Below are 25179 nucleotides of genomic sequence, written 5' to 3' on the forward strand. Positions count from 1 at the left end.
GGCGACGCCGCTCACATGCCGTCGGACACCTCGGGCCCCTCAGACCCCTCGGACCCCTCGGCTCCCTCGGTCAGCGCCCGCAGCTGGCCGAGGAACCACTGCGTCGGCGGCAGCGCGGTGGCCGCCGCCGCCAGCCGCTCGGTCCGCCGGTCGCGCTCCCCGGGGTCCATCGACAGCGCCTCGTGCAGCGCCCGCGCGGTGCCGGTGATGTCGTACGGATTGACCGTGACGGCGTCCCGGCCCAGCTCCTCGTGGGCGCCGGCCTCCCGCGACAGCACCAGCGCGCAGCCGTGGTCGGAGACCACCGGGATCTCCTTCGCGACGAGGTTCATCCCGTCCCGGATCGGGTTGACCAGCGCCACGTCCGCCAGCCGGTACGCGGCCAGCGACCGTGCGAAGTCGTCCTTGACGTGCAGCAGGACCGGACGCCAGCCGGGCGTGCCGTACTCGGAGTTGATCTCCTCGGCCAGCCGGCCGACCGCCGCGGTGTACTCCCGGTAGACGGCCAGGTCCTGGCGCGACGGATAGGCGAAGGCGAGGTGCACCACCCGCTCGCGCCACTCCGGCCGGTCCGCCAGCAGTTGCCGGTAGGCCAGCAGCCCCCGGACGATGTTCTTCGACAGCTCGGTGCGGTCCACCCGTACGACGGTCCGGCGCGCCGCGCCGTCCGGCCCGGTGCCGATCTCCTCGTGCAGCGCCGCCTTGCGCTCCTCGACGTCCGGCTGCCGGGACCGCTCCCGCAGGAACGCGGCGTCCGCCCCGAGCCCGTACACCCCGATCGCGGTGTCCCCGGTGCCGCCGGTCACCGCCTCGCAGCAGGCGCTGAACGCGTCCGCCCACCGCCGGGTGAGGAACCCCAGCCGGTCGGCGCCCAACATCCCGCGCAGCAGCTGCTCGGCGATGTCGTCCGGCAGCATCCGGAAGTACTCCGGCGGTGCCCACGGTGTGTGCGAGAAGTGCGCGATCCGCACGTCGGGCCGCAGCGCGCGCAGCATGCCCGGCACCAGCGCCAGGTGGTAGTCCTGCACCAGGACCGCCGCGCCCTCGGCGGCCTCGTCGGCCAGCGCCTGCGCGAACGCCCGGTTGTACGTCTCGTACGAGGCCCACTGCGCCCGGAACTCCGCGCCGAAGACCGGCTCCAGCGGGGTCTGGTACAGCATGTGGTGGACGAACCACAGCACCGAGTTCGCGATGCTGTTGTAGGCCTCGGCGTACACCTCGGCCGGCACGTCCAGCATCCGCACCCGCTGGCCCCCGGTGTCGGCCGGATCCAGCGCACCCCCGGTCCTCCGCACGGCCTCCCGGTCACCGTCCCCCAGCGCGGCACACACCCACATCGCGTTGCTGCCGGGGCCGATGGCCGACAGCCCGGACACCAGCCCGCCCCCGCCCCGCTTGGCGGTCAGCGCACCGCCCTCGTCCAGGGCGTACGACACCGGCCCGCGGTTGGACGCGACCAGAACCTGGGCACCTGCAGGAACTGCACTGCGCTCGGAGACCATGTCGCGACATTAACCATCCCCGCATCCACGCAAACGTACGTCCGGGTCAGGTACGACCGAGTCGGCCACCCCTGCTGTGCGCCACGCGCAGCGCGTCCCTGAGGGCTTCTCGAAGGCAGCTGCCGAGGAAGCGCGGTTCGGCCGCGGTGGTGCGGTCGTCGATGAGGAGTTCGCCGGCGTGCCCGAGGAGGGTCTCACCGGATTCGAGCTGGGTCCGCTCCACGGCGTCTGCGCGTCGAGCCACGGGGCCGTCGTCGGACGAGAGCAGGTAACACGGCTTGCCCTCCGGGTTTCGACCACGGGAGCAGGCGCAGGAATGCAGGTTCAGGCATGACCATCTCCGAGTTCTCTAGAGAAGTTTCACTGCATAGCGAAGCGGGTCGAGTGCGCAGCGTCAAGATGTCTCTAGAGAAGTTCCCTCAATCCGGCGGACTCGGTGACTCGAACACATCTCTAGGATGTCTAGAGATCGCCAGGAGGGATGTATCGCTATGGCCGGCCGGGACAAGCAAGCGCCCAAGTACCAGCGGATCGCCGATGCGTTGAAGCAGGCGATCGTTTCGGGTGCCTACCAGCCCGGGGACCGGCTGCCGGGTGAGAACGACCTGATGGCCGAGCACGGTGTGGCGCGGATGACGGCGCGGCAGGCGCTGGGCGTGCTGCGTTCCGAGGGGCTGGCGGAGGCCCGCAAGGGTGCTGGGGTCTTCGTGCGGGCTTTCCGGCCGATCCGGCGGCGGAGCGTGCCGCGTCTGGCGCGGGAGCAGTGGGGTGCCGGGAACTCCGTGTGGTCGGCCGACATCCCGGATCGCGATCTGGTGGTGGACGACGTCGCCGTCGGGGAGGAGCCGGCCGGGGATGCCGTCGCGGCACGCCTGGACGTGGCACCCGGCGCCGCCGTGTGCGTGCGCCGTCGCAGGTTCGTGCTCGACGGCAAGCCGGTGCTGCTCTCCGCCTCGTACCTCCCCGCGGAACTGGTGGCCGGTACGGCGATCACGCGGCCCGACACCGGCCCCGGCGGCGTGTACGCGCGGCTCGCCGACCTCGGTGCCGGACCGGCGCGCTTCCGGGAGGAGGTGCGGGTGCGGATGCCGTCCGCGGAGGAGGCCGAACGGCTGCGCCTGCCCTCGGGCACGCCCGTCATCCTTGTCAGCCGGACGGCAGTGACCGAGGACGGACGCGCCGTCGAGGTCAACGAGATGACCCTGGACTCCGCGGCCTACGTGCTGGAGTACGACTTCGACGCCTGAGCGCCCCTCACGCCGCCCGTCGGGCCGCGTACTCCGGGATTTCGGCCATCGGGGGGCGCTCCTCGGTGTCCACGGCCGTGGTGCGGGGGACGAAGCCGGTCTCGTCGCGGTCGAACTGGGTGAGCCGGGGGCGTACCAAGTGGCCGCGGGCCAGGCGGAGTTGGGCGGTGCGGTAGATGGCGGCGGCCATCCGGCCCAGGGCCTGGCCGTCCTGGTGGCGGTGTTTGCGCACCCCGACGTCCACCTGGGCGAGCGCGTCCAGGCCGACGGTGTGCAGGGCGTCGACCAGCAGGCCCAGCTCGACGCCGTAGCCGACCGGGAAGGGCAGTCGCTCCAGCAGGGAGCGGCGGGCCGCGTACTCGCCGCCCAGGGGCTGGACGAAGCCGGCCAGCTGCGGCCAGTGCAGGTTCAGCAGCGGGCGGGCGACCAGCTCGGTGACCCGGCCGCCCTGCGCGGGGCCGGCCGGTCCGGCCTCGCCGTTCTCCAGCGGGCGGTCGTACATCGCCTTGACGAACTGGACCTCGGGGTCGGTCAGCAGCGGGCCGACGATCCCGGAGACGAAGGTGGTGGAGAACTCGCGCAGGTCCGCGTCGACGAAGCAGACGATGTCACCGCCGGTGACCAGCAGCGACCGCCAGAGGACCTCGCCCTTGCCGGGCAGCGCGGGCAGCTGCGGCAGGACCGTGTCGCGGTGCACCACCCGGGCGCCGGCCGCCGCCGCGACCTCGGCGGTGCGGTCGGTGGAGCCGGAGTCCAGCACCACCAGTTCGTCGACCAGGGGGACGTCGTCCGTCATCAGATCGGCGCGGATCGCGGCGACGATCGCGCCGACCGTGGCCTCCTCGTCGAGCGCCGGCAGCACTACGCTGACCGTCCGGCCCGTCTGACGCTTGGCCTCCAGCAACTGGTCCAGCGGGCGGTCGGCGGCGGACCAGGAGCGGCTGCTCAGCCAGCGCTCCACCTCTTCCAGCACGTCTACGACTCCTCGGTGGCCGCCGGTGCAGCGGACGCAGTGTGATCCATTGTGATCCATCTCGCGGTTCGGACGACTATCTCAACCGTCAGGGCCTTCGGTTACAGTCTTGAACAACGCGGATGACCGTCGCATGTCGGGGTCACCGCACCACAAACGCCTGGGTTCCGGCCCAGTGCCACACCGCTCATCCAGAGGGGCAGAGGGAAACGGCCCGTTGAAGCCCCGGCAACCCTCCAGTCGGTCTCGGCGTCCAGCGCGCGAGGCTCCCGGCTAGGGAAGGTGCCAAATCCGTCTCGCGGCGAGATGCGTCGCGAGGAAGATGAGGAGAAAGGGCCTCGCCTCCATGGCTGTGCACAGCACCGAAGTCACCGCACCCGCCCCCACCGTCTCCCTTGGCCCCGCCGCGGCACTGTCCTGCCGGGAGTGCGGTGAGCGCTTCGACCTCGGCCCGATCTTCGCCTGCGCGTCGTGTTTCGGACCGCTCGAAGTCGCCTACGACCTGCCGAGCGGTGACCCCGAGGGCCTGAAGAAGCAGATCGAGGCCGGTCCCGACAACATCTGGCGCTACGCCCCGCTGCTGCCCGTCCCCGCCGACGTGGCCGAGAAGCCGAACCTCAACCCCGGCTTCACCAAGCTCGTGCAGGCCGACCGGCTCGCCGCCGAGCTGGGCGTCACCGGCGGCCTCTACGTCAAGGACGACTCCGGCAACCCGACGCACTCCTTCAAGGACCGCGTCGTGGCCATCGCCGTCGAGGCCGCCCGTGCCTTCGGCTTCACCACGCTGTCCTGCTCCTCCACCGGCAACCTCGCCGGTGCGGTCGGCGCCGCGGCGCGCCGGGCCGGCTTCAAGTCCTGCGTCTTCATCCCGCACGACCTGGAGGCCGGCAAGGTCGTGATGGCCGCGGTCTACGGCGGCGACCTGGTCGGCATCGAGGGCAACTACGACGACGTCAACCGCTTCTGCTCGGAGCTCATCGGCGACCCGCTCGGCGAGGGCTGGGGCTTCGTCAACGTCAACCTGCGCCCCTACTACGGCGAGGGCTCCAAGACCCTGGCGTACGAGATCTGCGAGCAGCTCGGCTGGCGGCTGCCGGACCAGATCGTCGTCCCGATCGCGTCCGGCTCCCAGCTGACGAAGATCGACAAGGGGCTCAAGGAGCTGATCGCCCTGGGCCTGGTCGAGGACAAGCCGTACAAGATCTTCGGTGCCCAGGCGGAGGGCTGCTCCCCGGTGTCGGCGGCCTTCAAGGCCGGGCACGACGTGGTGCGCCCGCAGAAGCCGAAGACAATCGCCAAGTCGCTGGCGATCGGCAACCCGGCCGACGGCCCGTACGTGCTCGACATCGCGCGCCGTACCGGCGGTGCAGTCGAGGACGTCAACGACGAGCAGATCGTGGACGCGATCAAGCTGCTGGCCCGGACCGAGGGCATCTTCGCGGAGACCGCGGGCGGGGTGACCGTCGGCGTGACCAAGAAGCTCTTCGAGGCCGGTGTGCTCGACCCGTCCCTGACCACCGTTGTACTCAACACGGGTGACGGCCTCAAGACGCTGGACGCCGTCGCGCCGACCTCCGGGCCCACGGCCACGATCCGTCCGAACCTGGATGCGTTCCGTGCGGCCGGCCTGGCCGGCTGAGCCACCGCCCCGCACCCGTACCCCGTACCTCCTGTCCGGAAGGCAGAACCCATGAGCGTCAAGGTCCGCATCCCCACCATCCTGCGCACGTACACCGGCGGCGAGGCCGAGGTCACCGCCGAGGGCGGGACCCTCTCCGAGGTGATCGCCGACCTGGAGAAGAACCACCAGGGCATCGCGGCCCGGGTGCTCGACGACACCGGCAAGCTGCGCCGCTTCGTGAACGTCTACGTCAACGACGATGACGTCCGATTCGAGCAGGGTCTGCAGACGCCAACCCCGGACGGTGCGGGTGTTTCGATCATCCCGGCGGTCGCCGGCGGCTGCTGAATGGCGTGTCCGCTGCCGAACGGTTTAGCCCACAACTGTTGAACTGAGATCGGGAGAGCGCTAATTTGCGCCATCTCTTCCCCTTCTTGACCGGAATTGCCCCGTCCAAGGAAATCGGACGGGGCAATTCCGTTTAGTGAAAGGGGATACCATTGGGGTGATCCCCCTCCGGATATCCCCATGGGTATGCCGAACGCAAGGGAAATCGCGGCGAGTTGTGCCCAAAGTGTGCACGGGATTCGTCGCATATGTGAGCGATGTCCGGCCCGACTTGCCCTGGAGAAGCGGGATTTCGAGGCATATAGCCGATTCACCGTCGCCAGAATTCTCGTCCGATTGACCTGTTGCGCTGGGCATCGGTCCAGATACATTCAGCGGCGGTCGACGCGTTCCGGCGCACACCCCACGGGCCATTCGCGGGGTGAGGTCTGACCCGGGTCCGCGGAGTGCGGTCCTGCGCAAGGGCCAGTAATAGGGGAGTTAGGCATGGCTCAGGGCACCGTCAAGTGGTTCAACGCGGAGAAGGGGTACGGCTTCATCGCGGTCGACGGTGGTGCGGATGTTTTCGTCCACTACAGCGCGATCCAGATGGACGGCTACCGCACCCTTGAGGAGGGCCAGCGGGTCGAGTTCGAGATCTCGCAGGGCCAGAAGGGGCCGCAGGCGGACATGGTCCGGGTGGCCGGCTGAGGCGCCGACCGACTGCTGCGTAGTGAAGGCCCGTATCCCTGAGGGGGTACGGGCCTTCTGTCGTCGAGGGGGTGCGGGCCTTCTGTCGTCCGCTCCCGGGGGTGGACCCCACCCCGGGGCGCTTGCACTCGTGGGGTACGAGTGCTAATCATTGGCGTTAGCACTCTCCGCGTGAGAGTGCTACGAAGGACCGGGTCGGTGAGGCCCGTAGGCCGGGTGGGGCAAGGAACCACCGCGGGTCTGCAGGTCGTCCGTCGCGGGCGCCAGCGCGGTCCGGAGCAATCCTTCCCCACGCTCTCAACTGCGTTCGAGCAGGGGAGACCCCATTAGTCCGGGAGGACCACTTCACATGGCCAAGATCATCGCGTTCGACGAGGAGGCGCGGCGCGGTCTCGAGCGCGGGATGAACCAGCTCGCCGACGCCGTCAAGGTCACCCTCGGCCCCAAGGGCCGTAACGTCGTCCTCGAGAAGAAGTGGGGCGCCCCCACGATCACCAACGATGGTGTGTCCATCGCCAAGGAGATCGAGCTCGAGGACCCGTACGAGAAGATCGGCGCCGAGCTGGTCAAGGAGGTCGCGAAGAAGACGGACGACGTCGCCGGTGACGGCACGACGACCGCGACCGTCCTGGCCCAGGCCCTGGTCCGCGAGGGCCTGCGCAACGTCGCCGCCGGCGCCAACCCGATGGCCCTCAAGCGCGGTATCGAGAAGGCCGTCGAGGCCGTCTCCGCCGCCCTGCTGGAGCAGGCCAAGGACGTGGAGACCAAGGAGCAGATCGCTTCGACCGCCTCCATCTCCGCCGCCGACACCCAGATCGGCGAGCTGATCGCCGAGGCCATGGACAAGGTCGGCAAGGAAGGCGTCATCACCGTCGAGGAGTCCCAGACCTTCGGTCTGGAGCTGGAGCTCACCGAGGGTATGCGCTTCGACAAGGGCTACATCTCGGCGTACTTCGCCACCGACATGGAGCGTATGGAGGCGTCGCTCGACGACCCGTACATCCTCATCGTCAACTCCAAGATCGGCAACGTGAAGGACCTGCTGCCGCTCCTGGAGAAGGTCATGCAGTCCGGCAAGCCGCTGCTGATCATCGCCGAGGACGTCGAGGGCGAGGCCCTGTCGACCCTGGTCGTCAACAAGATCCGCGGCACCTTCAAGTCCGTCGCCGTCAAGGCCCCGGGCTTCGGCGACCGCCGCAAGGCCATGCTGGGCGACATCGCCATCCTCACCGGTGGCACCGTGATCTCCGAGGAGGTCGGCCTCAAGCTGGAGAACGCCGGTCTCGACCTGCTCGGCCGCGCCCGCAAGGTCGTCATCACCAAGGACGAGACCACCATCGTCGACGGTGCCGGCGACAGCGACCAGGTCCAGGGTCGCGTCAACCAGATCCGCGCCGAGATCGAGAACAGCGACTCGGACTACGACCGCGAGAAGCTCCAGGAGCGTCTGGCGAAGCTGGCCGGCGGCGTGGCCGTCATCAAGGCCGGTGCCGCCACCGAGGTCGAGCTCAAGGAGCGCAAGCACCGCATCGAGGACGCCGTTCGCAACGCGAAGGCGGCCGTCGAAGAGGGCATCGTCGCCGGCGGTGGCGTGGCCCTGCTGCAGGCCTCCTCGGTCTTCGAGAAGATCGAGCTGGAGGGCGACGAGGCCACCGGTGCCGCTGCGGTGAAGCTGGCCCTGGAAGCCCCGCTGAAGCAGATCTCGGTCAACGCCGGCCTTGAGGGCGGCGTCGTGGTGGAGAAGGTGCGCAACCTGGCCGTCGGCCACGGTCTGAACGCCGCCACCGGCGACTACGTCGACATGGTCGCCGAGGGCATCATCGACCCGGCCAAGGTCACCCGCTCCGCGCTGCAGAACGCCGCCTCCATCGCGGCGCTCTTCCTCACCACCGAGGCCGTCATCGCCGACAAGCCGGAGAAGGCCGCCGCGGCGGGCGCTCCGGGCGGCATGCCGGGCGGTGACATGGACTTCTGATCCTCGCGGATCGGAACGCTGGTCCTCCCAGACCACACGTCCACACGCACGTCGGGGCGGCACCCTCCTTCCAGGGGGTGCCGCCCCGGCGGCGTTTCTGCGCGGTGGTGCCGCTGTCCGGCGGTGTCTCCGCGCGGCGGTGTTTCTGTGCGGCGGTGCTTCTGTGCAGCGGGGGTGGTGTCTTTGTGCGGTGGCGCTCCGGGGCGCGGAGCGCCGTTCGCAGCGGCTTCTTACCGTGTGTCCGCGGCCGCGTCGGAGTCGGCCGCGTCCGCCGCCTTCTCGGCCTGCTCGACCTTCTTGGCCATCTCCTGCTCCTGCGAGGAGGTGCCGGTCGAGGAACCGGCCGAGGAGCCGGCGGTCGAGGCGTCGGAGGCCGAAGCGGAGCCGGGGGTGGCCGGCGCCGAGGACGCCCCGCCGGTCGCGGAGCCCCCCGACGCCGCGTGCTCACCGGAGGCGCCCGAACAGCCGGTGGCCGCCAGGGCCGGTACCGCGACCGCCGCCGTCAGCAGCAGCGCGACGCGCCGGGACCGCCTCATGAGCCGGTGCCGCCCTTGGCGTCGTCCTTCTTCTTCGCGCACCAGGTCGCGACGGCCTTGAGGTCGGTGCGCTCCCGGGTGAGGAAGGGCTTCATCTCCTTGCGGTGGTTCAGCCGGTCCTGGAGGAAGGTGGCGACCTCGTCGCGGTGCTTGGCCCGGGCCTTCTCCACCCGCCGCTCCAGCCGCGCGATCGAACCGCGGGTCTGCTCCGAGCCGTTGATCCGGGTCAGCGCCCGGTCGATGCGCTTCTCCAGGCGGGGCACTCGGGCGCAGAGGCCCTTGTGTCGGTGGCCCTTGCCGTGACCGGCGGCCGCCGGGGCGGACGCCGAGGGCTTGGGGGAGGTGCCGTCGGAGGCCGCCGCGTTCGCCGGGGCCGCCGTGGTCAGCACGGAACCGGCGAGCGCGAGCCCGGCGAGGACTCCGGCTACGGCGGTCTTGGGACGCTGCATGGTGCTGCTCCTTCTTCTGGGGACGGGGACGGTTCGGCGCGAACGGCCCGCCCTGCCACCGGTGCGCACGGCCGGCGGACCGGTGGCGCACAGGCGGGGGAGAGCCGGCGGAAAGCCGGCGGACAGGTCGTCGCGTCCTCGCAGAAGGTAGGGACGTTCTTTGTGGGGACCTTGTGAGGCGGCGGGTCCGGTGCCGGGCCGCCCGGGGCACAAGGAATCCACAAGGAAAGCCCGTACGTTCGGGGCCGTTGAGCGTCAGCGGCGGCGCATGCCGGGCGGCTGTACGCCGAGCGGTCGTACGCCCCCTCGCTGGTCGTCAGCCCGCTGGTCGTACGCCGAGCGGTTGCCCGTCGAGCCCTTGCACGCCGAGCTGTTCCACGCCGAGCCGTTACGCGCCACACGCCGAGCCTTTACACGCCACACGCCGAGCCTTCGAACCCCGGGAGACACAATGGACCGCGGTGGTTTCCTCATGCCGGACGAGCCTTTCCCCGCGGGCGGCTCCACCACCCTCACCGCCGATGGGCGGCGTGCCTTGCGACTGCCCCTCAGTGGTTGGCAGTTGCGCCTCGGGCGCGGCTCCGGAGGCCGGCCCGCCCTGGAAGTGCACAGCGGTGCGGGGCTGATCGATGTGTCCGTGACGGGCACGCTCAGCGTCTCCGCGCTCCGGGGCGGCCGGTACGGGGGCCGGGCGGGGGCCTGGTGGTCGCTGGCGTGGGGGCAGCTGCCGCCCGGCGCTGATGTCGTCGAGGCGTCCTTCCGGGGGTGGCGGCGCGACGTACGCGTCCAGGCGCTCACCTTCGCCGATGCGTTCTGGGTCGCCGAGGTCGGTGGCCGGTTCCGTTCGGTGACCTGCACGTCGGGGACGACCCGGGCGATGATGCGGGTGGTCAGGGAGCCCCGGGACCGGGAGCGGTGACCGGGCGCGCCGTGGCGGGCCCCGGCCGGCCACGGCGCGCCCCGGCAGGCCTGGCGCGTGCCCGGTGTATTCCCTGGGATGGGCAGCCCGTCTCGGTGCTCCCCGGTGCCTGCACCGATGCGCTTCCCGCTGCCTGCACCGGTGTGCTCCCTGGTGCCTGCACCGGTGTGCCCCCTGGTGCCTACACCGGTGTGCTCCCCGGCGCTGGGAGCTGGCTCAACCAGTCGCGGCGCAGCGGCAGTTCGAGGGTGCGGGTGTCGGTGTCTGCCGCGTCGAGCCGCGGCAGCCGCACCTCGAACCGGGTACCGGTGCCCGCCATCCGGTCCACGATCCCCACCGTGCCGCGGTGCAGCGCGATCTGCTGCGCCACCAGGGTCAGCCCCAGCCCCGAGCCGGGGCTGTCCGCGCGCCGGTGGAACCGCTCGAAGACCTGCGCGCGCTCCTGGGGCGCGATCCCCGGACCGTCGTCGTCCACGGTGAGTACGGCGACCGGGTCCCCCGGCCGGCCGCCCGGCCGCAGCGCCACCTCGATCCGTGCCGTCGCGCCCGGCCGGCTCCCGTGCACCACCGCGTTGCGGAGCAGGTTGTCGACCGCCATCCGCAGGCCCGGCTCCCAGGCGCTCAGGTGCAGTCCGGGGGTGAGGTCGAGGGTGAGCCGGACGCCCGGGTGGTGCCGTTCGACGTCGGCGACCGCGGCGGCAACCAGCTCGGAGAGGTCCACGTCCGCGAAGGCGTCGGCCTCCACCAGGTCCCCCTGGGCGAGCGCCCGGAGCGCGATCAGCATGTCCATCAGGCGCCGGTGCCCGGCGTGCAGGTCCGCCAGGACCTCGGCGCGGTCGGCGGGGTCGAGGTCCGGGTGGTCGGTGAGGACGTCCAGGTTGGTCTGCATGCCCATCAACGGGGTGCGCAGTTCGTGTGAGGCCGTCGCGGAGAAGGCCCGCGCGGTGGCCAGCGCCTCCTGGGTGCGCGCCGCCTGCTCGTCGTACCGGGTCAGGACGGTCTGCAGGGTGCGCGCCAGGTCGTCCACCTCGGTGATCCGGGAGGGGGAGTGGTCAAGGCGGGCCGCGCTGGTGCGGGGGTCCAGACCGCCGGCCCGGCGCTGGAGCCGGCGCAGCGGCCGGGTCGCGTGTTCGGCGATGGCCAGGGAGAGCAACCCGGTCAGCGGCGCGGCGATCAGCGCCACCAGCAGGATGCGGCCCTGTACGGCGTCGGCCTCGGACTTCCCGGCCGAACCACGGGAGAACACCCACAGCGTGCCGCGCCGGCCGGACGATGCGTTCCCGCCGTTCCCGCCGTTCCCGCTGTTCTCGCCGTTCCCGCTGATTCCGCTGTTCCCACCGTTCCCGACACTCCCGCCGTTCCTGCCGTCCCCGTCGTTCCCGCCGTCCCCGCTGTTCCCGACGCTCCCGCCGTTCCCGACGCTCCCGCCGTTCCCGATGTTCACCTCCACCGACAGCGCACGCCAGGTGTGTCCGTGGGCCCGTACGGTCATCGGGTCGGGAGCCGCGCTCGGCAGCACCGCGTCGGCCCCCGGCTGGGGGCCGGCCGCGGCCACCACCCGGTACGGCGGCGGCTCGGCGACAGCATTCGGCCCGGCCGTGGCCACCTGGCCGCCGCTGGTCACCGGGCCGCCGCCCCCGGTGCCGTTCTGCCCCAAGAGGTTCTGGCCTTCCGTGGGGTCATGCTGTCCGGCGGTGTTCTGGCTTCCCGTGGTGCCGTTCTGCCCGGCGGTGCTCTGGCCTCCCGGTACGCCGTCCCGCCCCGGCGCCGAGCCGTCCCCGCCGCCGGCGTTCCCGGGCCGCCCCCCGTCGTTCCCGGACGGCGCCCCGTCGTCGGTGGCCACCAGCCGCACCCCGATGTCGAGGCCCGCGTCGAGCAGCCGCCGTTCCTGGTTCGCCACCCGCTGCGGCCGGCCGCTGCCCTCGACCCGCAGCAGCCCCCTGGCCGTCGGCAGCAGCACCGCGGCCCGCTCGCGGAGCCGGGCGTCCTGCTTGGTGTGCACATCATGGGTGACCAGGCGCAGCAGCAGCGCCCCCGAGCCCAGGACCAGCAGCGGCATGGCGATGCCCATCGCGAGGGCGATCCGGGTCGTGAGTCTCATCGCGCGGTCTCCGTCCGCCCGTCAGCCCGCAGGACGAAGCCGACCCCGCGGACCGTGTGGACCAGGCGCGGCCGGCCCCCGGCCTCCAACTTGCGGCGCAGGTAGCTCACGAAGGTGTCGACGGCGTCGGTGCGCACCTCGAAGTCGTAGCCCCATACGCGGTCCAGCAGCTGGTCGCGGGTGAGTACGACGCCCGCGTTCCGGGTGAGGACCTCCAGCAGCTCGAACTCCCGCCGGGTGAGCCGCACCTCCACGCCCCCGTACGTCACCTCCCGCGCGGCCGTGTCCAGGACGAGGTCACCGACCTGCACCGCGTCCCTGCCCCCGGGCGGGCGACGGCGCAGCAGGGCCTGTAGCCGGAGCACCAGTTCCTTCAACGCGAACGGCTTGACCAGGTAGTCATCGGCCCCGGCCTGCAGCCCCGCGACCCGGTCCTCAAGCTCGTCCAGCGCGGACAGCATCAGCACCGGCACCTCGTTCCCGTTGGCCCGCAGGGTGCGGCACAGGTCGGTGCCGCTCAGGCCCGGCAGGGAGACGTCCAGCACGACCACGTCCGGGGGCCGGGCGGTCAGCTCGGCCAGCGCGGCCGGACCGTCCTCGGCGAGCGCGACGGAGAAGCCGTTCAGCCGGAGGCCGCGCCCGAGGGACCGCAGGATCATCGCGTCGTCGTCGACGACCAGGACTCGGTCGAGGCGCTTCGCCGCCGCGCACATTCCAGGCTCCGCTCTCGTCTCGGCGGGCGGCTCATCCGCTCGCCCCACAGTTGTTGCAGCACCACCGGCCGTCCGGCCCCTGGAGGACGGAGCTGCCGCATCGTGTGCAGTTCACTGTCGACGCCGTTCCGGTTCACCGACCCACCCTCGACGGCATGCCGTGCACGGTAGCCGCGCCGCGACCGTAGGAGGCAATCTTGTGGGTTCTCTGTGGCCTGCCCGGCACCGCCCCTTCCCTGGTGCGGGCGGGGCGAGGGGGCGCTGCCCGGCCGTGACACCGCCGGGCAGCGCCTCCGGCGACCTGCGACGAACCATGGTTACGCTGTGGTCATTACCGTGTGTGGCGAAGTGGCTGCGAATGGTTATGGATGTGCGGGTGTGCGGGTGTGGCTCCCGGCTGCCGGGCCTCCCGCGCCACCTGTGATCACGGCCGAAGGGATGCTGGTGCGAGCTACGGTGCGTGCGGGTGCCGCGAGTGCCCTGCTGTTCGCCGTGGCCGCGGTGCTCTACAACGGCTGGCTGCTGGAGTTCTGGCTGCCCACCGGCCTGGACCCGCGCCACTCGTACGTCAGCGAGCTGTACGCCGCGGACCAGCCCTACCGTCCGCTCTTCGGCGGCATCGAAAGCTGCTGTGCCGTCCTCGTCGTGCTGGCGGCGCTCCTGGTGTACGGCCGTACGGCGGGCGGCTGGAGCCGGGCGGGCCGGCTGGCGCTGGTCGGCTTCGGGCTGTCGTCGCTGGCCGACGTCATGCTGCCGATGCGGTGCGCGCCCTCGCTGGAACCCGGCTGCGAAGCGGTGCACCCCTGGCACACCGTGACCAGCGCACTGGCCCACTTCTTCCTCTTCGCCTCGATGGTGCTGCTCAGTCGGGCCGCCGCGGCGGACGGTGCCGGGCTGCCGCTGATCCGCCGCTGGGGCCTGCGCGTCCTGGCGGTGGCGATGCCGGCCGCCATCTGCACGGTGGGCCCGCTCTTCGGCCTGCCCGGCTGGCACGGCGTCCCCCAGCGCCTCCACCTGCTGCTGGTGGGCGTGTGGTTCGCGCTGCTGGCGGCCGAGTTGGCGCGCGGTTCGCTGTACGGACGCGGGCTCCGGCCGGAGGTGTCCGACGGGGGTGCGCGGCAGGTGGGTGATGGCGCGGTACGTGGTGGTGTGGCGCATGGCGGTGTGGTGTGCGGCGGTGAGGATGCCACTCCCACTGGGACGGGCACCACGAGCTCCTGACGGGGCCCGCGCCATGGACTGCGCGGGCCCCGGGCCGTGAACGACTCCCTTACGGGGTGCCGGACTTGATGTGTTGGATGAAGGTCGACCAGTCCGCGGTCCGGAAGGTGAGTACCGGGCCGTGGGGGTCCTTGGAGTCGCGGACAGGGACGATGCTGGGGTGGTCGTCGGAGACCTCCAGGCAGTTCCCGCCGCTGCCGCCGCTGTGGCTGGACTTGCGCCAGGTGGCGACCTCCAGGCAGTCGCCACCACTGGCACCGCTGTAGCTCGACTTCTGCCAGGTGGCGATCTCCAGGCAGTTGCCTCCGCTGCCGCCGCTGTAGCTGGACTTGCGCCAGACGGCTGTCGTCAGGTCGTGCTCAGGGCTGCTCCTCATGTGCCATCCTCCGCCACTGATCCGATCAAGGTCAGGGATTCTGGGTTGCAGGGGCCTTACGGGGTGCCGGACTTGATGTGTTGGATGAAGGTCGACCAGCCCGCGGTCCGAAAGGTGAGTACCGGGCCGTGGGGCTCCTTTGAGTCGCGGACGGGGACGATGCCGGGGTGGTCGTCGGAGACTTCCAGGCAGTTGTCGCCGCTTCCGCCGCTGTGGCTGGACTTGCGCCAGGTGGCGATCTCCAGGCAGTCGCCACCACTGGCATCGCTGTGGCTGGACTTGTGCCAAACGGCGGTGCTCAGGTCGTACTCAGGGTTGATCCTCATGCAGGTAAGCCTCCGCCACTGATTCGATCAGAGCCAGGGAATCTTGGGGGGCTAGTGCGCTGGCCCCGACCAAATCGTAGGTCAGTGCGTAGTGAGCCACAGTGGCTGGATCGTCCAGCAACCTTCCCGTTCCCAGCCCTTGGAGGTAGGTGAGGGGCGGCGCGTCCTCAAAGGCCATCAACTTGAGTGGCCCTCCGAGGGCCATGTGACCGCCAACGGCAAAGGGGAGGATCTGAACAATGATCCTGTGGCTTCTTCCCAGATCGGCGATGTGCTTAAGGGCCTCTGCCATGACGGCCGCTCCTCCAACGGGACGGCGAAGCACTGCCTCATCCATGACTGCCCATAGCAATGGTGTGGTTGGCTTTTCCAGCAGGTGGGCTCGCTCTAGCCTGGAGGCTACCAACTCGTTGACAACCGTCTCGGTCGCTGTTGGATGGCCTGCGCGGAACATCGCCCGCGCGTAGCCCTCCGTCTGCAGCAAGCCCGGAATCAGCAGCGGCGCGTACTCGCGGATCGCCGTGGCCATCGCCTCCGCCTCCGCCGCCTCGGCGAAGTGGTCCGGGTACTTGGACTTCGTGGCGGCCTCGCAGTTGCGGGCGAAGTAGCCGTCGGTCCCCAGGATCTCGTCGAACTTCACGGCGTACTCCATCTGCATCCGCCGCGTACCGGACTCCAGCTGTCCGATGAAGGAGCCGCTGACGAACAGCGGGCGGCCGAGCTCCTCCTGGGTGAGCCCCGCCTCCTCCCGCTTGTGACGTAATTCGGCGCCGAGCATGGCGCGGGGGGACGAGGACGGATCGAGGGGTTTCGGTCCGGGCATGCAGTAACTCCCTGTTGATCACCTGCGGTTGTTGGGTCTGCGCCTCTGTCCAGGCTAGTCCCGATTCCGCCACGCTATGTGTGCAATCCGAACACTCAGCGTGGAAGGTGATGATGGGGATGCTGACGGTGCGTGAGCGGCAGCGGGAGGCCGAGGAGGTCGCGGCCGAACTGCACACCGCGTTCCGGGAGGTGGGGATCACCCTGCCCTCGATCGGGGTCGACGCGGTGTCGTGCGCGAGCGGCTATCTGGCGCCGCTGGTCGAGCTGGGGCGGTGCAATCTGGACACCGCGCGGCGGCTCGCGGGCGTCCTGGTGGACCATGCGCGGTCCCTCGCCGCCGGGCACGGTCCGGAGGAACGACGGTCGTGATGCCGGCCGTCGGCCAGGGCGGACCCGCCCGGGGCGGACCTGCCTCGGGAGGACCCGCCCCGGGCACGTACGTGCTGGACGGGCGGGACGGGCGGATCGGCCGGGTGGTGGGCCTCGCGGCCGGCGGGCGCGTCCGGCTCCGGCCGCCGGGCGGCGGACCGGAGTGGGCCTGCCCGCCGGGCGCCCTGCGGCCCGCCCCGCCGCCCGCGGTCCTGGCGGCCCGTGTCAGGGAGTTGAACTGGCAGAGCCGGATGCCGTGACCGGCGTCCCGGGGGTTCCGGCGGGGGCCGGGGACGGTTCACCGCCGGCCCGGGCCGCCGCCCCGGCCGCGCCCACGTCTGGCGCCTGGGCCGAGTCTGGCGCCTGTGGCATGCCTGCTGCCTGGGCCGTGCCGGCCGCCTGGGCCACGCCGGCCGTTGTCGCCCCGGCCGTGGCTGCCACCTCCGTCCCCTCCGTTTCCTCCGTTCCCTCCGCGGCCCCGGGGTCCGCGTTCAGCTCGGCCCGCTGCTGTCGGCCGAGGCCGAAGAAGTAGGTGGCCAGGAAGCCGGCCGCATAGCCGACGACCAGGCCCAGGGCGTAGACCAGGAGCGTGCTGGAAAGGCCCCGGTCGCCCTTGACCAGGGGGAACAGGGCCCATCCTGACGGGCCGATGGCGGTGGAGCCGACCGTGTCGCCGAGCTGGTTGAGCAGGCCGAGGAAGCCGCCGCCGAACGCGCCGCCCAGGCAGGCGGTGATGAACGGGCGGCCGAGCGGGAGGGAGACGCCGTAGATCAGGGGTTCGCCGACGCCCAGGAGGCCCGCGGGCAGGGCGGACTTGATGGTGCGGCGCAGCGAGCGGTTGCGGGGGAGGCGGAGGTAGAGGGCGAACGCGGCGCCGACCTGGCCCGCGCCGGCCATCGCGAGGATCGGGAGCAGGACGGTGTAGCCCTGCTGCTGGATGAGCGTGGCGTGGATCGGGATCAGGGCCTGGTGCAGGCCCAGCATGACCAGGGGGAGGAAGAGGCCGCCGAGCAGGAAGCCGGCGACCGCCCCGCCGTGCGCCAGCAGCCAGGTGGCGCAGCTGCCGATGGCGGTGGAGACCTCGCCCGCGGCGTACATCAGGCCGAAGAGCGTGACCAGGCCGGTGAGCAGGACCGTGAGCGCGGGGGTGACCAGGACGTCCAGCGCCTCGGGGACCACCTTTCGGCAGCCGCGCTCCACCTGAACGGCCAGCAGGGCGGCGGCCAGTGCCCCCAGGACGCCGCCCTGCCCGGGGGAGAGCCGCTGGCCGAAGACGGTGAGGTGGGCGACGCCGGGGAAGACGGTGACCGCGGCGACCGCGCCGCCGAGCACCGGTGTGCCGCCGAACTCCTTGGCGGTGTTGATGCCGACGAAGACCGCGATCAGCGACAGGAAGCCGGAGGCGATGGCGGTGAGCGCGGGGACGAGGGAGGGGAGGCTGCCGAGGTTGGTGAGCAGGCCGTTGAAGCCGGCGACGATGCCGCAGCCGATCAGGGCCGGGATCAGCGGGACGAAGATGTTGGCGATCCGACGGAGGAACTGTTTGACGGGGGTGGCGTTCCGGGCTTTCTGCCGCGCCTTGAGGGCGGCGCCCCGCGCGGCCAGTTGCTCGGCGTCGGGGGCGCTCGCGGGCGCGGGCCCGGTGCGGTCCGGAGCGGGGTCCCCGGCCGTACGGGCCTGCTCCACCAGCTCCTCCAGCGCGGGGGTGACCCGGGCGACCGTCCCCGGCCCCAGCACGATCTGGTACGTGTCGTCCTCGACCACGCCCAGGATGGAGGGCAGCGCCCGGAGCGCGTCGTCCCGGACCAGCGAACGGTCCCGGAGGCCGAGGCGGAGCCGGGTCATGCAGTGGGCGACGGAGGCGACGTTCGCGGCGCCGCCGACCAGGGGGAGGAGCGCGGCGGCGGTGGCGCGGTACGTGTCTTCGGACATGTGCGGTGCCTTGCTGTGCTGACGAACCGGACGTACGGGTCGGAGCGCGGGCCCTGCCGGGCCGGCGGCTCGATGGTCAGAACTCGCGGTGGTCAGAACTCGCGGTGGTCAGAACTCGCGGTGGTCAGGGCTCCGTGGTGGTCAGGGCTTCGCGGTGGCCAGGGCTCGGCGGTGGTTAGAGCTTCGCGGCGGCCTCCAGGGCCGCGCGGAGGTGGCCGTCGCAGGCGTCCAGCAGCCGGGCGGCGGTGGGGGCGTCGACCCCGCCGAGGAGGGTGAGGATGGCGTTCTTCACCTCCCCGTCGGTCTCGGCGAGCGCCGCCTCGATCTCCTTGTCGTCGGCGCCGGTGGCGAGCGCGACGATGCGGCGCGAACGGGCCCGGAGCTTGTCGTTGGAGGCGCGGACGTCGACCATCAGATTCCCGTAGGTCTTGCCCAGCCGGATCATGGTGAGGGTCGAGAGCATGTTGAGCACCAGCTTCTGGGCGGTGCCGGCCTTGAGTCGGGTCGAGCCGGTCAGCAGCTCGGGGCCGACCACGATCTCGATGCCGTGCTCCGCCGCGGCGGCCAGCTCCGAACCGGCGTTGCAGGACAGCCCGATGGTCAGCGCGCCGAGGGCCCGGGCGTGCTCGACGGCGCCGATCGCGTACGGGGTGCGGCCGGAGGCCGAGATGCCGACGACGGTGTCGATCGCGGTGAGGCCGATCGCGGTCAGGTCCTCGGCGGCGAACTCCGCGCTGTCCTCGGCGCCTTCGACGGCGGTGACCAGCGCGGGCGGCCCGCCCGCGATCAGGCCGAGGACCTGCGAGGGGTCGGTGTTGAAGGTCGGCGGGCACTCGCTGGCGTCCAGCACCCCGAGGCGGCCGGCCGTGCCGGCACCCGCGTAGACCAGCCGGCCGCCGCGGGCCATCCGGGCGGCGGTGGCGTCGATGGCTGCGGCGATCTCCGGGAGCCGGGCGGCGATGGCGGCGGGGACGACGGCGTCCTCGGCGTTCATCGTGCGGGCGATGTCGAGGGTGGAGCGGCGGTCGATCTCGGCGAGCTCGGGGCGGAAGGCCTCGGTGGTGAGGGTGTCCAGCTGAGCGCGCAGGTCGGTGGGGTCAGTGGGGTGAGTGCGCTCGGTGCGCTCGGTGGGTGTCATCGGGCGGCGGCTCTTTCTCGGTTGGGCGCGGGACGGACCCGCCGGGGGCGTGTCAGGACTGGTGCTCCGTCAGGACCGGTGCTTCAGCCGGGCTGGTGCGGCGTCAGGGCCGGTGCTCCAACGGGCTGGTACGGCGGCCGGCGCGCTGCCGCGTCGGGGCCGGTGGGTCAGGGCCGGTGGCGGTGGGCCAGGGCCTCGTACGACGCGGACAGCGCGGGGGCCGCGGTCTCGTAGGTGCGCTGGGCGACGCCTATGAACAGGCAGTCGACGACCAGGAGCTGGCTGGTCCGGGAGGACATCGCGGCGGGGCGCAGCTCGCTCTCGCGGGCCGTGGACGTGGTCAGGATGTGGTCGGCGTAGGCGGCGATCTGGCCGTCGGGGCGGCCGGTGACGGCGATCGTCGTCGCGCCGTGGTCGAAGGCCACCCGCAGTGGCTCTATCACGTCGGTGGTGCGGCCGGAGTGGGTGATGGCCACGGCGACATCGCCGGTGCGCATCTGCACGGCGTTGGTCACCGCCAGGTGCGGGTCCGCGTGGGCGTGCGCGATCAGGCCGATGCGCAGCAGTTTCTGGGCGAGGTCCTGGCCGACGAGGTGGGAGGCGCCGACGCCGTACACATCGATCCGGCGGGCACCGCAGAGCGCGGCGACGGCCGCTTCGAGCTGGGTGACGTCCAGCCCGGCCGCGGTGTCGGCCAGGCACTGCTGCTCCTCCTGCGCCAGCTTGGTGACGACCTCGGTCAGGGAGTCGTCGACCGCTATGTCCGCGGTCACGGCGGGCGCGCCGCCGGCGGCCTGCTGGGCGGCCAGCGCGGCGAGCGCGAGCCGGAGGTCGCGGTAGCCCGGGTAGCCCAGGAGCCGGGAGGTCCGTACGACGGTGGCCTCACTGGTGCCGGTGCGCTCCGCCAGGCCGGTGACGGTGAGCGCGGCACAGCCGGCCGGGTCGCTTGCGACCGTCTCGGCGACCCGCTGCATGGAGCGGGTCATCGTCGGGGCGAGCGTACGGACCTTGGCGGCCAGTGCCGCGGGGGCGGGCGGGGCCGGAGCCGGCCGGGTCTCGACGGGCACGCCCCTGAAACTTTCCTTCACGCTGTTACTCACTCCTGAAAAGTAATTTCAGCACCTTCTCACGTCAATACCCTCGGTGAGGGGTGTGGACAGAGCGCGCGAGCCGCGCCGGGGCCTGTGGACAACGCCGGGCGCCGCCGTGCGGTCGGGAGACAATGGGGGGCATGGAGCTGGAACAGGCGTTGCACGCCGCGCGGGCGCTGGTGCTCGCCGACCTGGTCGCGGACGACGTGGCCGATGCCGACATCGTCTCGCTCGTGGAGGACGCGGTCGTTCACCGCCGGTGGTGGGTGGAGCAGTGGCCCGAGGGCGCGGAGTTCGTCGCGGGACTGATAGCGCAGGACGTCCAGGACGCCCTGCTGGACCGGTACGGCCGCTGGCCGCTGTGCCCCGTATGCACGGAGTCGGGCGATCCCCATGCCCTCGGCGTGGAACCGGAGTTGGGGCCCGACCCGCACTGGGTCTGCCCCAAGACCGCGGTCGCGGTGGCCCGGGTCGGCCGGCTGCACGCTCCGGCGGAGGGCTGAGGTGCGCGCGGTGCACCGGGGCGCCCCGGCGAAGCGGCCGGAGCGCTGAGGTGGCGGTCTACGTTGATCCACCCATCTGGCCCGGGCACGGCCGCATGTGGTCGCATCTGGTCAGCGATGTGTCCTTCGACGAGTTGCACGCCTTCGCGGCGGGCCTCGGGCTGCCCCGGCGGGCGTTCGAGCGCGATCACTACGACCTGCCGTCCGAGCGTTACGCCGATGCGGTGCGGGCCGGCGCGGTCGAGGTCGGCAGCAAGGAGCTGTTGCGCCGGCTGACGGCGGCCGGCCTGCGCAGACCCAAGCACCGCCCGCCGCCTCGTCTCTAGGGCGGCTCCTTCGGACCCTGGCGGGTTCGCGGGAACCGGGGGAAACCGCCGTAGGGCGTACCGTCCGGCGCGCCCCGCGCGGTCCGTTGCGGCGCGTCGCAGCGGCCGGCCGAGGGCACGCCCCCGCACGATGGGCCCTGACCGCGTGCCGCATTCGAAAGGGGCCCGTCATGCCAGCCAGCGCACCGGGGAGGGAGCCGGTCACCGAGCTCCACCCCGCCTACAGCAGCCCGGACGCCACGGCGATCGCCTGGTCCGCGGCCGTCGGCGGGATGACCGAGGCGGAGATCTTCTGGCTCAGCACCGTACGCCCGGACGGACGCCCGCACGTCACCCCGTTGCTCGCCGTCTGGGCGGACGACGCCCTCCACTTCTGTACCGGCCCCGACGAGCGCAAGGCCAAGAACCTCGCGGTCAGCCCGCACTGTGCGCTGACCACCTCGACGGCCGGCGGCAACGACCTGCACGCCGGACTCGATGTGGTCGTCGAGGGCGTGGCGGAGCGGATCGACGACGGGGCCACGCTGCACCGGCTGGCCGAGCGGTACGAGGAGAAGTACGGCAGCGACTGGCACTTCGACGTCCGGGACGGGGCGTTCCACGGGGAGGGCGGCCGGGCGGTGGTCTTCCGCGTCCGGCCCCGCAAGGCCTTCGGCTTCGGGCGGGGCGAGTCCGTCTACAGCCAGACCCGCTGGACCTTCGACGGCGGGGCGTGACGGGACGGCGGAGACGGCGGCAGCCGCCCGACAGTCCTCGACGCCCGGCAGCCACCGGCGCCCGGCAGCCACCGGCACCCGGCAGCCACCGGCGCCCGGCAGCCACCGGCACCCGGCAGCCACCGGCGCCCGGCAGTCCCCGGCACTCGGCAGCCACCAGCAGCCACCGGCAGTCGCCGCGATCCGCCGCGATCCGCCCCGCCCCCTGCAGGTCAGTGCTGTTCCACGGCCTCCGGTGTCGGTGCCTGCGCGGTGGCCTCCGGTGCCGGCGCGGCGGCCTTCGGCGTCGCGGCGGCCACCAGCCGGGAGCGGCCGTTCATGCGGTGCAGCCGGAAGGCGAGCGCGGTGGTGAGGACGGCCGCCGCCGCCAGTGCCGCGCCCGTCCAGGCCACCGCCGGGTAGCCCCAGCCGGCGCCGATGGCCAGGCCGCCGAGCCAGGGGCCGAGGGTGTTGCCGATGTTGAAGGCGGCGGTGGTGGTCGCGCCGGCCAGCGTCGGCGCGGCGTTGGCCACGTTGAACATCCGGGCGTTGAGCGCCGGGGCGGTGGTGAACGCGGTCACCCCCAGCAGCAGGGACAGCGCGATGGCGGCCACCGGGCTGTGGGCGGTCAGCGCCAGGACCGCCAGCACCACGGTGGAGGCGGCGATACCGCCGAAGAGCGTCCCGAAGAGGTGCGCATCGGCGATCCGGCCGCCGATGAACGTGCCGATCAGCGCGCCCACGCCGAACAGCGCAAGCACCGTGGGCACCCAGCTCTCGGCCAGCCCGGCGGTGTCGGTCAGCAGCGGCGAGAGGTAGGAGAAGAGCGCGAAGACCGCGGCGCCGTTCAGGGCGGTGGCGATCAGCGCCAGCCAGACCTGCTTGTCCTTGTAGATGGCCAGTTCCCGGCGGAGCTGCGGGCGGTCGTCACCGGTGGGCACGCTCGTCCGCGGCACCAGCGCGATCACGCCGACCAGACCGAGGGCGGCGAGCCCGGCCACCGCCCAGAAGGCGGCGCGCCAGCCGGCGTGCTGGCCGAGCAGGGCGCCCGCCGGGACGCCCGCGATGTTGGCGATGCTCAGACCGCCCACCATCACGGCCATCGCCCGGGCCCGCGCGGTGACCGGCACCAGCGAGACGGCGACCGCGGCGCCGACCGCCCAGAATCCGGCGCAGGCCAGCGCGCTGACCACGCGCGAGGCGAACAGCACGCCGTAGGAAGGGGCCAGCGCGCCGGCCACCTGGCCCAGGCCGAACGCCGCGAGCAGCGCGATCAGTGTCGTACGGCGGGGAAGGCGGAGCGTCGCCGCGGCCAGCACGGGGGCGCCGACCACCATGCCGATCGCGAAGGCGGAGACCAACAGACCGGCCTGCGGGATGGAGACCCGCAGGTCACGGGCGAGTGGCTGGAGGATGCCGGAGAGCATGAACTCGGACGTGCCGAGGGCGAAGACGGACAGACCGAGGACGTAGACGGCGATGGGGAGGCGGGTGCGGGCGGGCGGAGCGGGTGCGGGCATGTCAGCTACTAACCACGGTAGGAGGCCTTACATTCCCTCGGACGGTACCTTCCGGCGTGGCCTCGGCCATGCGGGCGGGGTGCCGGCGGCGGCCCGGGGGGGGCACCCGGCGCGGGGGCGGGGCGACGCCGCCCGGCCTCAGCCGCCCAGCAGGTCCAGCTCCGTGGCCAGGTTGCGGCGGGCCTGGTGCTCCCAGCGGTCGTAACCCTGCGGGGTCCGGAACAGCCGTGGCAGGGCGAGGAGTTGATGGAGGACCGCGGCCCGGCCGGCGGCGAAGTCCGGGTCCGGGACGAAGGCGTACTCGGCGCGGACCGCGGCGGCGTAGGCCGCGTAGTCGTCCGGCGAACCGGCGAGCACGGCGAGATCGGCGTCACACAGCACCTCGCCGTCGGGGTCGTCGGGCTCCGGGGCGTGGGTGACGGTGAGCCGCACCAGGCGCGCGACCTCGGCGGTGCGGGCCGGGCCGATGCCCAGCTCGGGCAGGGCGCGTTCGGCGAGGGCCGCGCTGCGCTCCTCGTTCTCGGAGCGGTCCGGGCGGTAGACCGCGTCATGGAACCACGCCGCCAGTTGGACGACGCTCAAGTCATCGGCGTGACCGGCCAGTTCATCGATGCGGGCGAGGACCGCGGCCAGGTGCTCGACGGTGTGGTAGCGGCGGTGCGGCTCGCCCCACCGGGACAGGAGGTTGTCGGCGTACGGGGCGGGGTCGGGCGGTGGTGCGCTTTCGGGGGCCGCGCGCGTCCCGGCGCCGCGGGCCTCGGCCACGGTGGCGGCCCAGCGTCGGTGGAGTTCCGCTGCCGGGCCGGTGGTGTCTGCCGTACGGGACACGGGGGTCATGCGCATCATTGTGCCCCCGGGGCGGCGGACCCGTACGCTGGGATATTGGACTAGACCTGTTGCCGTAGGGTGGAGCGCTGGGTCACCGGGCCATGTCGTCGCTGAAGGATTGGGGTCATATGAGCAAGCGCGCGCTCCTGGAGGTGATCGCGCTCGGCCCGCAGGACGCGGTCGCCGCCCGGGCCGGCGGTGCCGACCGCCTGGAACTCGTCACCGACATGGCCGCCGACGGGCTCACCCCCTCCCGGGCCACCTTCGCGGCGATCCGCGCGGCCGTCGACCTCCCGCTGCGGGTGATGCTGCGGGCCCGTGACGGCTTCGCGGCCGGCGACCTGGCGGCGCTCTGCGCCCAGGCGGCGGCGCTGCGGGCGGAGGGCGCCGACGAGTTCGTCCTCGGCTTCCTGACGCCGGACGGGCGGCCGGACCTGGACGCGGTGGCCGCGCTGGCCGAGGTGATCGACGGCTGCCGGTGGACCTTCCACCGGGCCCTCGACCACGCGGTCGACCGCGCGGCGCTCCGCAAGGAGCTGGCGGGGGCGCCCGGCACCACCGGGCTCGACACCGTCCTGACGGCCGGTGATCCGCGGGGCGTGGCGGCGGGACTGCCGGTGCTGCTCGCCGAGCAGGCGCGTACGGCGGCGGCCGACCCCGGCTACGCGCCGCGCATCCTGGTGGGTGGCGGACTCGGTCTCGACCACCTGCCGACACTGCGCGCGGCCGGCCTGGACGCCTTCCACATCGGCAGCGCCGCCCGGCCCGGCGGCTGGTCCGCGCCGGTGGATGCGGCTGCGGTGGCGGAGTGGCGGTCGGCGCTGGACGGGGTGCCCGCTGACCGCGCCCGTGAACGACGCGTCCCGTAGCCGGACGCGTCCCGTAGCCGGACGCTTCCCGTGGCCGAGCGCTTCCCGTAGGCAAGTGCCTCTTGCCGCCGATCGTTTGCGCGGCG

At 72.4% G+C, this 25179-nt stretch carries 27 protein-coding genes and 1 riboswitch; of the genes, 12 read left to right on the plus strand and 15 right to left on the minus strand.

The features are described 5' to 3' along the window. Positions 1 to 11 precede the first annotated feature (11 nt). Together AB0G84_RS22465 and AB0G84_RS22470 are read right to left on the minus strand one after the other, a co-directional pair. The gene (locus tag AB0G84_RS22465; RefSeq protein WP_361323430.1) at positions 12 to 1502 is read right to left on the minus strand and encodes a trehalose-6-phosphate synthase; all 1491 of its coding nucleotides are present in this window, start codon (positions 1500 to 1502) and stop codon (positions 12 to 14) included. Between the two features lie 46 nt (positions 1503 to 1548). Beyond that, a complete protein-coding gene (locus tag AB0G84_RS22470) occupies positions 1549 to 1746 on the minus strand; it encodes a hypothetical protein (protein ID WP_361323433.1) in 198 nt (65 codons plus the stop codon). Between the two features lie 247 nt (positions 1747 to 1993). Here AB0G84_RS22470 and AB0G84_RS22475 point away from each other — a divergent pair, with 247 nt between their 5' ends. After that, positions 1994 to 2749, plus strand: coding sequence for a GntR family transcriptional regulator (locus AB0G84_RS22475; protein ID WP_361323436.1), 756 nt, complete (start codon positions 1994 to 1996; stop codon positions 2747 to 2749). A gap of 7 nt (positions 2750 to 2756) precedes the next feature. Here the strand turns inward: AB0G84_RS22475 and AB0G84_RS22480 are convergent, their stop codons facing one another. Beyond that, positions 2757 to 3722 (minus strand): glucosyl-3-phosphoglycerate synthase, encoded by a 966-nt coding sequence (locus tag AB0G84_RS22480; protein ID WP_361323439.1) that lies wholly within the window; start codon positions 3720 to 3722, stop codon positions 2757 to 2759. A gap of 184 nt (positions 3723 to 3906) precedes the next feature. Beyond that, positions 3907 to 4051: riboswitch (SAM riboswitch) on the plus strand. 17 nt (positions 4052 to 4068) lie between these two features. Here AB0G84_RS22480 and thrC point away from each other — a divergent pair. The 4 genes from thrC (at position 4069) to groL (ending at position 8356) form a co-directional block, all read left to right on the plus strand. Beyond that, a complete protein-coding gene (gene thrC, locus AB0G84_RS22485) occupies positions 4069 to 5361 on the plus strand; it encodes a threonine synthase (RefSeq protein WP_361323442.1) in 1293 nt (430 codons plus the stop codon). A 51-nt stretch (positions 5362 to 5412) separates the two neighbouring features. Further along, the gene (locus tag AB0G84_RS22490; RefSeq protein ID WP_361323445.1) at positions 5413 to 5691 is read left to right on the plus strand and encodes a MoaD/ThiS family protein; all 279 of its coding nucleotides are present in this window, start codon (positions 5413 to 5415) and stop codon (positions 5689 to 5691) included. A 486-nt stretch (positions 5692 to 6177) separates the two neighbouring features. After that, complete coding sequence (locus AB0G84_RS22495; protein ID WP_003986833.1) at positions 6178 to 6381, plus strand: cold-shock protein; 204 nt, start codon at positions 6178 to 6180, stop codon at positions 6379 to 6381. 349 nt (positions 6382 to 6730) lie between these two features. Beyond that, the gene (groL, locus tag AB0G84_RS22500; protein ID WP_361323448.1) at positions 6731 to 8356 is read left to right on the plus strand and encodes a chaperonin GroEL; all 1626 of its coding nucleotides are present in this window, start codon (positions 6731 to 6733) and stop codon (positions 8354 to 8356) included. A gap of 230 nt (positions 8357 to 8586) precedes the next feature. On the opposite strand, the gene AB0G84_RS22505 is transcribed toward groL, so the two are convergent. Together AB0G84_RS22505 and AB0G84_RS22510 are read right to left on the minus strand one after the other, a co-directional pair. Next, the gene (locus AB0G84_RS22505) at positions 8587 to 8892 is read right to left on the minus strand and encodes a hypothetical protein (RefSeq protein ID WP_361323451.1); all 306 of its coding nucleotides are present in this window, start codon (positions 8890 to 8892) and stop codon (positions 8587 to 8589) included. Beyond that, positions 8889 to 9341 carry a hypothetical protein gene (locus AB0G84_RS22510; protein WP_361323454.1) on the minus strand — a complete coding sequence of 151 codons (453 nt, stop codon included), beginning with the start codon at positions 9339 to 9341 and terminating at the stop codon, positions 8889 to 8891. The genes AB0G84_RS22505 and AB0G84_RS22510 overlap by 4 nt, the downstream gene beginning before the upstream one ends. A 472-nt stretch (positions 9342 to 9813) precedes the next feature. On the opposite strand from AB0G84_RS22510, the gene AB0G84_RS22515 reads away from it, so the two are divergent. Then, positions 9814 to 10260, plus strand: a complete 447-nt coding sequence (locus AB0G84_RS22515) for a hypothetical protein (RefSeq protein ID WP_361323457.1) — start codon at positions 9814 to 9816, stop codon at positions 10258 to 10260. Between the two features lie 181 nt (positions 10261 to 10441). On the opposite strand, the gene AB0G84_RS22520 is transcribed toward AB0G84_RS22515, so the two are convergent. Together AB0G84_RS22520 and AB0G84_RS22525 are read right to left on the minus strand one after the other, a co-directional pair. Beyond that, entirely contained in the window at positions 10442 to 12361 is a 1920-nt protein-coding gene (locus tag AB0G84_RS22520; RefSeq protein WP_361323460.1) for a HAMP domain-containing sensor histidine kinase, read from the minus strand. Continuing rightward, positions 12358 to 13074 (minus strand): response regulator transcription factor, encoded by a 717-nt coding sequence (locus AB0G84_RS22525; protein WP_361323462.1) that lies wholly within the window; start codon positions 13072 to 13074, stop codon positions 12358 to 12360. Before AB0G84_RS22525 ends, AB0G84_RS22520 begins: the two co-directional genes overlap by 4 nt. A gap of 444 nt (positions 13075 to 13518) precedes the next feature. Here AB0G84_RS22525 and AB0G84_RS22530 point away from each other — a divergent pair, with 444 nt between their 5' ends. Further along, positions 13519 to 14295, plus strand: coding sequence for a DUF998 domain-containing protein (locus AB0G84_RS22530; RefSeq protein ID WP_361323465.1), 777 nt, complete (start codon positions 13519 to 13521; stop codon positions 14293 to 14295). Positions 14296 to 14344: 49 nt separating this feature from the next. Here the strand turns inward: AB0G84_RS22530 and AB0G84_RS22535 are convergent, their stop codons facing one another. Genes AB0G84_RS22535 through AB0G84_RS22545 form a run of 3 tightly spaced genes read right to left on the minus strand, consistent with a single transcriptional unit; the run spans position 14345 to position 15820 of the window. Then, positions 14345 to 14671, minus strand: coding sequence for a DUF397 domain-containing protein (locus AB0G84_RS22535; RefSeq protein WP_361323468.1), 327 nt, complete (start codon positions 14669 to 14671; stop codon positions 14345 to 14347). 56 nt (positions 14672 to 14727) lie between these two features. Next, positions 14728 to 14997 (minus strand): DUF397 domain-containing protein, encoded by a 270-nt coding sequence (locus AB0G84_RS22540; protein WP_361323471.1) that lies wholly within the window; start codon positions 14995 to 14997, stop codon positions 14728 to 14730. After that, positions 14981 to 15820: a helix-turn-helix transcriptional regulator gene (locus tag AB0G84_RS22545; protein WP_361323474.1), complete on the minus strand. Its 840-nt coding sequence runs from the start codon at positions 15818 to 15820 to the stop codon at positions 14981 to 14983. The genes AB0G84_RS22540 and AB0G84_RS22545 overlap by 17 nt, the downstream gene beginning before the upstream one ends. A gap of 119 nt (positions 15821 to 15939) precedes the next feature. Here AB0G84_RS22545 and AB0G84_RS22550 point away from each other — a divergent pair, with 119 nt between their 5' ends. Next, positions 15940 to 16191: a hypothetical protein gene (locus AB0G84_RS22550; protein WP_361323476.1), complete on the plus strand. Its 252-nt coding sequence runs from the start codon at positions 15940 to 15942 to the stop codon at positions 16189 to 16191. Between the two features lie 225 nt (positions 16192 to 16416). Here the strand turns inward: AB0G84_RS22550 and AB0G84_RS22555 are convergent, their stop codons facing one another. The 3 genes from AB0G84_RS22555 to AB0G84_RS22565 form a co-directional block, all read right to left on the minus strand. Then, positions 16417 to 18123 (minus strand): PTS transporter subunit EIIC, encoded by a 1707-nt coding sequence (locus AB0G84_RS22555; RefSeq protein ID WP_361323479.1) that lies wholly within the window; start codon positions 18121 to 18123, stop codon positions 16417 to 16419. A 175-nt stretch (positions 18124 to 18298) separates the two neighbouring features. Next, positions 18299 to 19261 carry an N-acetylmuramic acid 6-phosphate etherase gene (murQ, locus tag AB0G84_RS22560; protein WP_361323482.1) on the minus strand — a complete coding sequence of 321 codons (963 nt, stop codon included), beginning with the start codon at positions 19259 to 19261 and terminating at the stop codon, positions 18299 to 18301. Between the two features lie 167 nt (positions 19262 to 19428). Beyond that, complete coding sequence (locus AB0G84_RS22565) at positions 19429 to 20328, minus strand: MurR/RpiR family transcriptional regulator (RefSeq protein ID WP_361323485.1); 900 nt, start codon at positions 20326 to 20328, stop codon at positions 19429 to 19431. A gap of 164 nt (positions 20329 to 20492) precedes the next feature. On the opposite strand from AB0G84_RS22565, the gene AB0G84_RS22570 reads away from it, so the two are divergent. From AB0G84_RS22570 to AB0G84_RS22580, 3 genes are all read left to right on the plus strand, one after another. Continuing rightward, positions 20493 to 20855: a hypothetical protein gene (locus AB0G84_RS22570; protein ID WP_361323487.1), complete on the plus strand. Its 363-nt coding sequence runs from the start codon at positions 20493 to 20495 to the stop codon at positions 20853 to 20855. Between the two features lie 50 nt (positions 20856 to 20905). Continuing rightward, on the plus strand, positions 20906 to 21181 hold the full coding sequence (locus tag AB0G84_RS22575) for a DUF4031 domain-containing protein (protein WP_361323490.1): 276 nt from the start codon (positions 20906 to 20908) through the stop codon (positions 21179 to 21181). 170 nt (positions 21182 to 21351) lie between these two features. Then, positions 21352 to 21897, plus strand: a complete 546-nt coding sequence (locus AB0G84_RS22580; protein ID WP_361323493.1) for a pyridoxamine 5'-phosphate oxidase family protein — start codon at positions 21352 to 21354, stop codon at positions 21895 to 21897. 212 nt (positions 21898 to 22109) lie between these two features. On the opposite strand, the gene AB0G84_RS22585 is transcribed toward AB0G84_RS22580, so the two are convergent. Both AB0G84_RS22585 and AB0G84_RS22590 read right to left on the minus strand, forming a co-directional pair. Continuing rightward, entirely contained in the window at positions 22110 to 23396 is a 1287-nt protein-coding gene (locus tag AB0G84_RS22585; protein WP_361323496.1) for a Cmx/CmrA family chloramphenicol efflux MFS transporter, read from the minus strand. A 138-nt stretch (positions 23397 to 23534) separates the two neighbouring features. Next, positions 23535 to 24233, minus strand: a complete 699-nt coding sequence (locus AB0G84_RS22590) for a hypothetical protein (RefSeq protein WP_361323499.1) — start codon at positions 24231 to 24233, stop codon at positions 23535 to 23537. Positions 24234 to 24352: 119 nt separating this feature from the next. On the opposite strand from AB0G84_RS22590, the gene AB0G84_RS22595 reads away from it, so the two are divergent. Continuing rightward, positions 24353 to 25093 (plus strand): copper homeostasis protein CutC, encoded by a 741-nt coding sequence (locus AB0G84_RS22595; protein WP_361323502.1) that lies wholly within the window; start codon positions 24353 to 24355, stop codon positions 25091 to 25093. The last annotated feature ends 86 nt before the right edge of the window (positions 25094 to 25179 follow it).

The organism is Streptomyces sp. NPDC020742 (assembly GCF_040641675.1).
Lineage (GTDB): Bacteria > Actinomycetota > Actinomycetes > Streptomycetales > Streptomycetaceae > Streptomyces.